Source organism: Deltaproteobacteria bacterium, from assembly GCA_021737785.1.
Taxonomy (GTDB): Bacteria; Desulfobacterota; DSM-4660; order Desulfatiglandales; family Desulfatiglandaceae; genus AUK324.
Window position 1 is genome coordinate 1 of sequence record JAIPDI010000093.1, and the last position, 6643, is coordinate 6643.

Consider the following 6643-nt stretch of genomic DNA (forward strand, 5'->3'; position numbering starts at 1 on the left):
CGAAAACCTTCATGGCGAGAAAAACGTCCCTCCAACGTTTCGATAATGCTTTCCGCATGATCGGCCTCAGCCAGCACGCGAACCAACGTCCTTCCGTCCACGGTTGCCAACCGCCAGCTATCGATCGCCTCCAGCTCCCGCAATGATTTGTCCAACTGGTTGCTGCGGCTGTGTTCCGCCAGCAAAAATTCAATCAATCGTAGTGCCATGGTTCGCTTCTCGCCAATTGATTCGTCAAAATCCCGGAAAAAACTTAGCAGTGCTGAAATAAATAATCAACCCTGTATTAGACGATCGATCAGTTCACGCGCGCCATCCTCTATAATATTCTCCCGGCAGGTTTAGAGGTTCGAGGCAGGATAAGACTTCCTGAATTGCCACGCCCGCGTATCCCTTGTTGACAAAAACCACGGATGGGCCTATCCTTTCACCGGTCCTGGCCCATTTCAGGGCTTACGGCTTCAAGGGAAAGGCCGCCAAGCTCTTTGTGGCGCGGCTAAAAGGGGACGCAGCTTCTTTTGTAACCTTAATTATTTCTCGCGCAGAGACGCGGAGACGCAGAGAAGGGACAGAGGTCAGATGTCTGAGGTCGGAGGGAAAAGACAGAAGTCGGATGTGAAGTGAAGCGTCCCCACATGACTCAAGATTTGACACTTATGACACCACGTTCAGACGGTGGTTATGGTGCTTGGGTGGCCTGATACAACGTATCCGCAACCCATTTATTGAGGCTTTTGCCGCTGCTTTCGGCTGCCGTGGCGATTGCGGCGTGTACGCCCGGTGGAACCCGTAATGTCAGTTTTCCGGAATAGGGCTTGTTCGGCGCATCTCCCAGTTTGGCACAGGTGGCAAGATAGTCGTCGACCGCCTGTTTGAAAGCTGTTTCGAGTTCGTCCACGGTCTCGCCGTGAAATGTGATAATATCTCGTATGCCTGATAGACGGCCAAAAAAGATACGGTCCACGGCGTCGAACTCGATGCGAGCGGTATAGCCTTTATAGGTCATGGCGTTGTTCATGGCGTAACTCCTATCATTTTAAGAAAATCCCGGGCTGCGCCAACACGGTATCGCAAAGCATCCTTGCCGGGATGCGGGCGGTGAAAGGCCGCCTTTCGGCCCTGATGTAAAACGGTGATTCTGGAACCGCTGCCTTCGATAATGTCACAGCCCACGGCCCTGAATAAGCCCTCGATCTTTGACCATTCAATATTTCCAGATAGCGGATCGGTAAAAACTGCGGCCAGGGTCTTGCGGTTTTTGCGGTTCATGGATGGTACGATATCACTTTTTGCCGCCATGTCAAGGGTATTGGGGGAATAAAAGGGGACGCAGCTTCTTTTGTAACCTTAATATTTCCCGCTCAGAGACGCAGAGAAGGGACAGAGGTCGGGAGTGAAGTGAAGGGGACGTCCCCACATGAAAACGGCCTACGCATTTTTCCTTGACTTCCCAATACGTTGCATCTATGCTTTTATTTGAAAAGAGCAGACCTATCCCAACAACCTTACCCCCGATCGGTTCTTTTTCGCCGGCTTGCCCGGGTGTTGTGAGCGGTCCGTCGATCAACACTTCCTGAGGTGCACCGGCATGACCGACCATCTGATGGCGCATTTTTTGCTCTCTCTCTCTCTCTCTCTCTCTCTCTCTCTCTTATTCCCCTTCTCCCTAAACGAAGGACGTCCCCCAACCCTGTATCACACCGAATGACGAATCCATGGCAGGGAATGACCATTCAGTGGCAGCGGTGGGAATGCCTATCCGTGTTCCTGACATGCTCCCCCACTGGCAAGGATACACGTATGTGTAAGGTGCTGAATGCGGGCAACGAATAGATTCGTGAGGTAATTTATGATGAAAAAAGACACCTTGATCTCCAATCCAAGAGATAAAGACCTACTCAGTCTTCGTCTGCGTCTCCACGAAAGCGCTTTGTCCCATACGCTTGAAGCCTTTCTCCGGAAAAGCCTCGATGAAGTGTGCGCATGGGCCGAAAGCCCCATCGGGTTTTTTCATTTTGTGGAAAGCGACCAAAAAACCCTTTCCCTCCAGGCGTGGTCCACACGGACGCTCAAGGAATTCTGCAGGGCCGAGGGAAAAGGAATGCATTACGGGATCGACCGGGCCGGGGTGTGGGCGGACTGCCTGCGCGAACGCCGGCCGGTGATCCACAATGACTACGCATCCCTGCCCCACCGGAAAGGCATGCCCGAGGGACACGCCGTGGTTGTTCGGGAGCTGGTCGTGCCCATCATGAGGGCCGGTCGTGTCGTGGGCATCTTGGGTGTGGGGAACAAGGCCACCGACTATACCCCGGAAGATGTCGAAATCGTTTCCTTCCTGGCGGATGTTGTGTGGAACATCGTCGATCACAAACGGCTCGATGGGGCGCTGGAGGAGAGTGAGGCCAGGTATCGTCTGCTATTTGATCATATGGTCAACGGCTTCGCCCTCCATGAGATCGTCCTGGACCAGGCGGGGAAACCGGTGGACTACGTGTTTCTGGAGGCCAATCCCGCTTTCGAGCGATTGACGGGGTTAAGCCGAAATGAGATCATCGGCAGGAAGGTGACTGAAGTTGTGCCAGGCATCGAAAAAGAGGCTGCCGACTGGATCGGCCGTTACGGAAAGGTTGCTCTCACCGGTCGGCAAACGCAATTTGAACACTACGCCGAATCCATGGGAAAGTGGTTTTCGGTGCTGGCGTACAGCCCTCAGGAAATGCGGTTCGCCACCATTATCGCGGATATTACAGAACAAAAACAAGCCCAAAAGGAACTGGTATATGAGAAAGAAAGGTTCAGGATTACCCTTCGTTCCATCGGCGACGGCGTGATTACCACGGATCTTGAGGGAAAGGTGGCGCTGATCAACCAAATGGCGGAAGAGCTGACCGGCTGGCGCCAGGAGGAAGCCCAGGGGTTGCCCTTGGGCCATGTCTTTCACATCATCAATGAAGATACCCGTGAAGTGTGCGAGTCCTCTGTGGAAACTGTTTTGAGGGCTGGAACCGTGGTCGGCCTGGCCAACCACACGATCCTCATATGCCGTGACGGAACCGAACGGATCATCGCGGACAGCGCCGCTCCCATTCGGGATGGGAACAACGATGTGGCCGGTGTGGTCCTGGTATTCCGTGACATTACGGACAGGGTCAGGGTGGAGGAAGAACTAAACAGAAACCAGAAGCTGGAGTCCCTCGGGGTGCTGGCCGGCGGCATCGCCCATGATTTCAACAACATTCTGACAACGATCATCGGCAATATTTCATTGGTCCAGTATCAGATGCCCCGGGACGACGAGAATTTTGGCTTGATGAACGAAGCCTTGACTGCCTCCACACGGGCCCAGGGACTGACCAAGCAACTGTTGACCTTTGCCAAGGGAGGCGCGCCGGTAAAGGAGACCGGTTCCATCGGGGATCTTATCAAGGAAAGTTGCCGCTTCATACTGCGAGGGGCCAAGTCCAACTGTGAGTTTTCAATGGCAGACGACCTCTGGGCGGTTGAAGTGGACATCGGGCAGATCAGTCAGGTGATCCACAACGTGGTTATCAACGCGGATCAGGCCATGCCGGATGGGGGGATCATCCGGGTCGCGGCGGAGAATCTGACGATCGAGAAGAGGCATGACCTGCCACTCAAGAAGGGCAAGTATGTCAAAATATCCATCAAGGACCAGGGGACAGGTATTGGGCAAGACCATCTTTCAAAGATATTCGATCCCTATTTCACGACCAAGCAGGCGGGGAGCGGCCTCGGGCTTGCCACCACCCATTCCGTCATTCATAAGCATGACGGGTGCATTACGGTTGAATCGGCGTTAGGGCGGGGCACAACATTTCATATCTATCTGCCTGCTTCTGAAAAAGCAGTTCCGCAAAAAGAAGAAGACAAGCTACTGACCGGCAAGGGCAAGGTTCTGGTGATGGACGACGAGGCCCCGTTAAGAAGAATGCTCGCGAAGATACTGGATCAGTTCGGTTATGAGCCGGAATTTGCAAAAGACGGCGTTGAGGCGATTCAGATGGTAAAAGAAGCCAAGAACTCCAAGGAGCCCTACGATGCCGTCATCCTGGACCTGACTATTCCGGGCGGAATGGGTGGAAAGCAGGCCATCAAGAAATTGATAGAGATAGATCCGGAGATAAAGGCCATCGTCTCCAGCGGTTATTCTGATGATCCGGTAATGGCCGATTTTCAGGAATACGGGTTTAAAGGCAGTCTGGCCAAGCCCTTTGACTTCAAGGAACTGGCCAGGGTGCTCCGTGCGGTAATGGCGATACCAGGGACCCCATGAAAATCACATTTCGAGATAGCGGATCGGCAAAAACCGCGGCCAGGGGGCTCCACAAAAAGGAGGATTGTGATGGAAACCGAACAGCCGGATGTCAACGGAATCGCTACCCTCAAGCCCGGGGACCACATCTGCTGCCTGTATGAAACCGACGACCAGCGCCGGCCCATGCTCACCCCGTTTCTCCGGCAGGGTCTGGACCAAAACGAAAAGGTCCTGTATATCGCCGATGCCGGAACCGCTGAAACGGTCATGGAATACCTGCGCGCAGAGAGCGTGGATGTGGGACCATACCTGGGGCGGGGTCAGTTGAACATCCTGACGGCCCGGGAGGCTTACCTGCGTGGAGGGACCTTTGATCCGGGGGAGATGATTGCCCTGCTTCGGGCCGAGACGGAACAGGCCCTGTCCCAGGGCTATGGGGCGCTCCGGGTCACCGGGGAAATGACCTGGGCCGTGAGGGACCTGCCCGGGTCCGACCGGCTCATTGAATATGAGGCCCTGCTCAACGATTTCTTCCCCGGAAGCCGTTGCCTGGCCCTGTGCCAGTACGACATGCGCCGATTCGCCCCTGACCTCCTCCTCGACGTCCTTCGAACCCATCCCCTGGCCGTGATCGGCGCCGAGATCTACGAAAACCCCCACTACATTCCGCCATCCAATCTCCTGGGAATGGACCCCGCCGCCTGTGACCTGCGTCACTGGATGCAGGACATGGTGAATCGCAAGAAGGCTGAGGCGGCGTTGCGCGAGAGCGAAACGTATTTCAGAGAGATCACCGAGAACGCTTCCGACATGATCCTGATTGTTGACGAGAAGGGTAGCATTACCTACGCGAGCCCTTCGGTGGAGCGTTTCCTGGGATATGGTCCTCAAGTACTGATTGGAAAAGGTGTATTCGATTTTATCCATCCGGATGACATTCAGCGGGCCATGCTGGATTTCGCTCAGGCCGTCCAAACGGAAGAGACCGAAATCCCCAATTCATTCCGCGTTTTTCACAAAGATGGCTCGGAGCGCGTCGTCGAAGGACTGGGCAGGAACCTCCTTCATCATCCGATTGTCTCAGGGTTTATCATGAATGTTCACGACGTGACCGAATCCAGACGCCTCCAGACTCAACTCCTTCGGGCCCAAAAGACGGAAGCCATTGCGACACTGACCGGTGGCATTGCCCACGACTACAATAACCTGGTATCCATTATCATGGGCAACCTCGCGCTGGCCGCACTGGAAGCCCCATCCGGATCTGATCAGGCGGATTTTCTCAAAGAGGCGGACAAGGCCGTTAAAAGAGTGAGAGATCTCACCCATGAACTTATTGCCCTTTCCAGAGGCGGTGCGCCGGTGAAGGAGGTCGGCTCCCTGAAGCCACTCCTGGCGGACTCGGCCAATGTCGTTCCGGCCGACAGCGGGATTTCTCTGAACACGCTCATCCCCGACGATTTATGGCCCGTGCCCTATGACCCCTATAAGATGGGTTCGGTTTTCCGGAATGTCTTAACCAATGCCGTGGAGGCCATGCCGGACGGCGGAACCCTCACCATTCGCGCAGAGAACCTTCATGTGGAGGATGGGGATGAAGATCTTGCGCTTCCCCTGGTGCCCGGCGATTATGTCAAGGCCACCATTGGAGACCAGGGTAAAGGGATTCCGGCACAGGACCTGGGCAAGATATTTGACCCCTACTTCTCCACCAAGCCCATGGGCGTTCAGAAAGGCATGGGCCTGGGGCTGGCCACGGCTCATGCCATTGTGCAGAAGCACGGGGGATATATTGCCGTGGACACGGTCCCCGGGGGAGGAACCACGGTTTCCATTTATTTGCAGGCTGAACGCGCAGAGGGCCCCAGTGAAGCAGGCGCCGCCCCAGAGAAACAGGTTCCACGTTTCACGGGGCAGGCGTTGCACGGGGCAGGCAATCAACAATCGTCAATCCAGCGGGTTCTGGTGATGGACGACGAGGAAAGCCTGAGAAAGTTGGCCGTAAAGATACTGAGCCGGCTTTTTGGATGCGAAGTGGTGACGGCCAAGGATGGCCCGGGGGCCATTGAAGCCTACCAGCGGCAGATGGATTCGGGAGAACCCTTTGATGCCGTCATCCTGGACCTGACCATCAAAGGGGGGATGGGTGGAGACCAGGTGATCAAGGAACTGCTCAAGATGGACCCAAACGTCGGGGCGATTGTCTGCAGCGGGTATTTCAATGATCCGGTCATGGCCAACTTTAAGGATTACGGGTTCAAGGGCGCCATGGCCAAGCCATTCGCGATGAAAGACGTGAAGGAAGCGCTTGGAAAGGTTCTTTTAAGGGGTTAGATCATGTTACTGGACATGAAAACCGTGTTT

5 protein-coding genes are annotated in these 6643 nt (G+C 54.9%); 2 read left to right on the forward strand and 3 right to left on the reverse strand.

What is annotated here, in order from left to right:
- From K9N21_23475 to K9N21_23485, 3 genes are all read right to left on the reverse strand, one after another.
- Positions 1–209: hypothetical protein (locus K9N21_23475; GenBank protein MCF8146878.1), on the reverse strand; the 209-nt coding region annotated here is incomplete at its 3' end.
- 470 nt (positions 210–679) lie between these two features.
- On the reverse strand, positions 680–1018 hold the full coding sequence (locus tag K9N21_23480; GenBank protein ID MCF8146879.1) for a type II toxin-antitoxin system HicB family antitoxin: 339 nt from the start codon (positions 1016–1018) through the stop codon (positions 680–682).
- Positions 1015–1269, reverse strand: a complete 255-nt coding sequence (locus tag K9N21_23485; GenBank protein MCF8146880.1) for a type II toxin-antitoxin system HicA family toxin — start codon at positions 1267–1269, stop codon at positions 1015–1017. The genes K9N21_23480 and K9N21_23485 overlap by 4 nt, the downstream gene beginning before the upstream one ends.
- 580 nt (positions 1270–1849) lie before the next feature.
- Between K9N21_23485 and K9N21_23490 the strand changes: the two genes are divergently transcribed.
- On the forward strand, positions 1850–4297 hold the full coding sequence (locus K9N21_23490; GenBank protein ID MCF8146881.1) for a PAS domain S-box protein: 2448 nt from the start codon (positions 1850–1852) through the stop codon (positions 4295–4297).
- A 69-nt stretch (positions 4298–4366) separates the two neighbouring features.
- Positions 4367–6613, forward strand: coding sequence for an MEDS domain-containing protein (locus tag K9N21_23495; GenBank protein MCF8146882.1), 2247 nt, complete (start codon positions 4367–4369; stop codon positions 6611–6613).
- Positions 6614–6643 lie beyond the last annotated feature (30 nt).

What these genes read in the sequence shown, in the direction of transcription:
- K9N21_23480 (MCF8146879.1), bottom strand. Translation starts at nt 1,018, where the DNA reads ATGAACAACGCCATGACCTATAAAGGCTATACCGCTCGCATCGAGTTC.
- K9N21_23485 (MCF8146880.1), bottom strand. Translation starts at nt 1,269, where the DNA reads ATGAACCGCAAAAACCGCAAGACCCTGGCCGCAGTTTTTACCGATCCG.
- K9N21_23490 (MCF8146881.1), top strand. Translation starts at nt 1,850, where the DNA reads ATGATGAAAAAAGACACCTTGATCTCCAATCCAAGAGATAAAGACCTA.
- K9N21_23495 (MCF8146882.1), top strand. Translation starts at nt 4,367, where the DNA reads ATGGAAACCGAACAGCCGGATGTCAACGGAATCGCTACCCTCAAGCCC.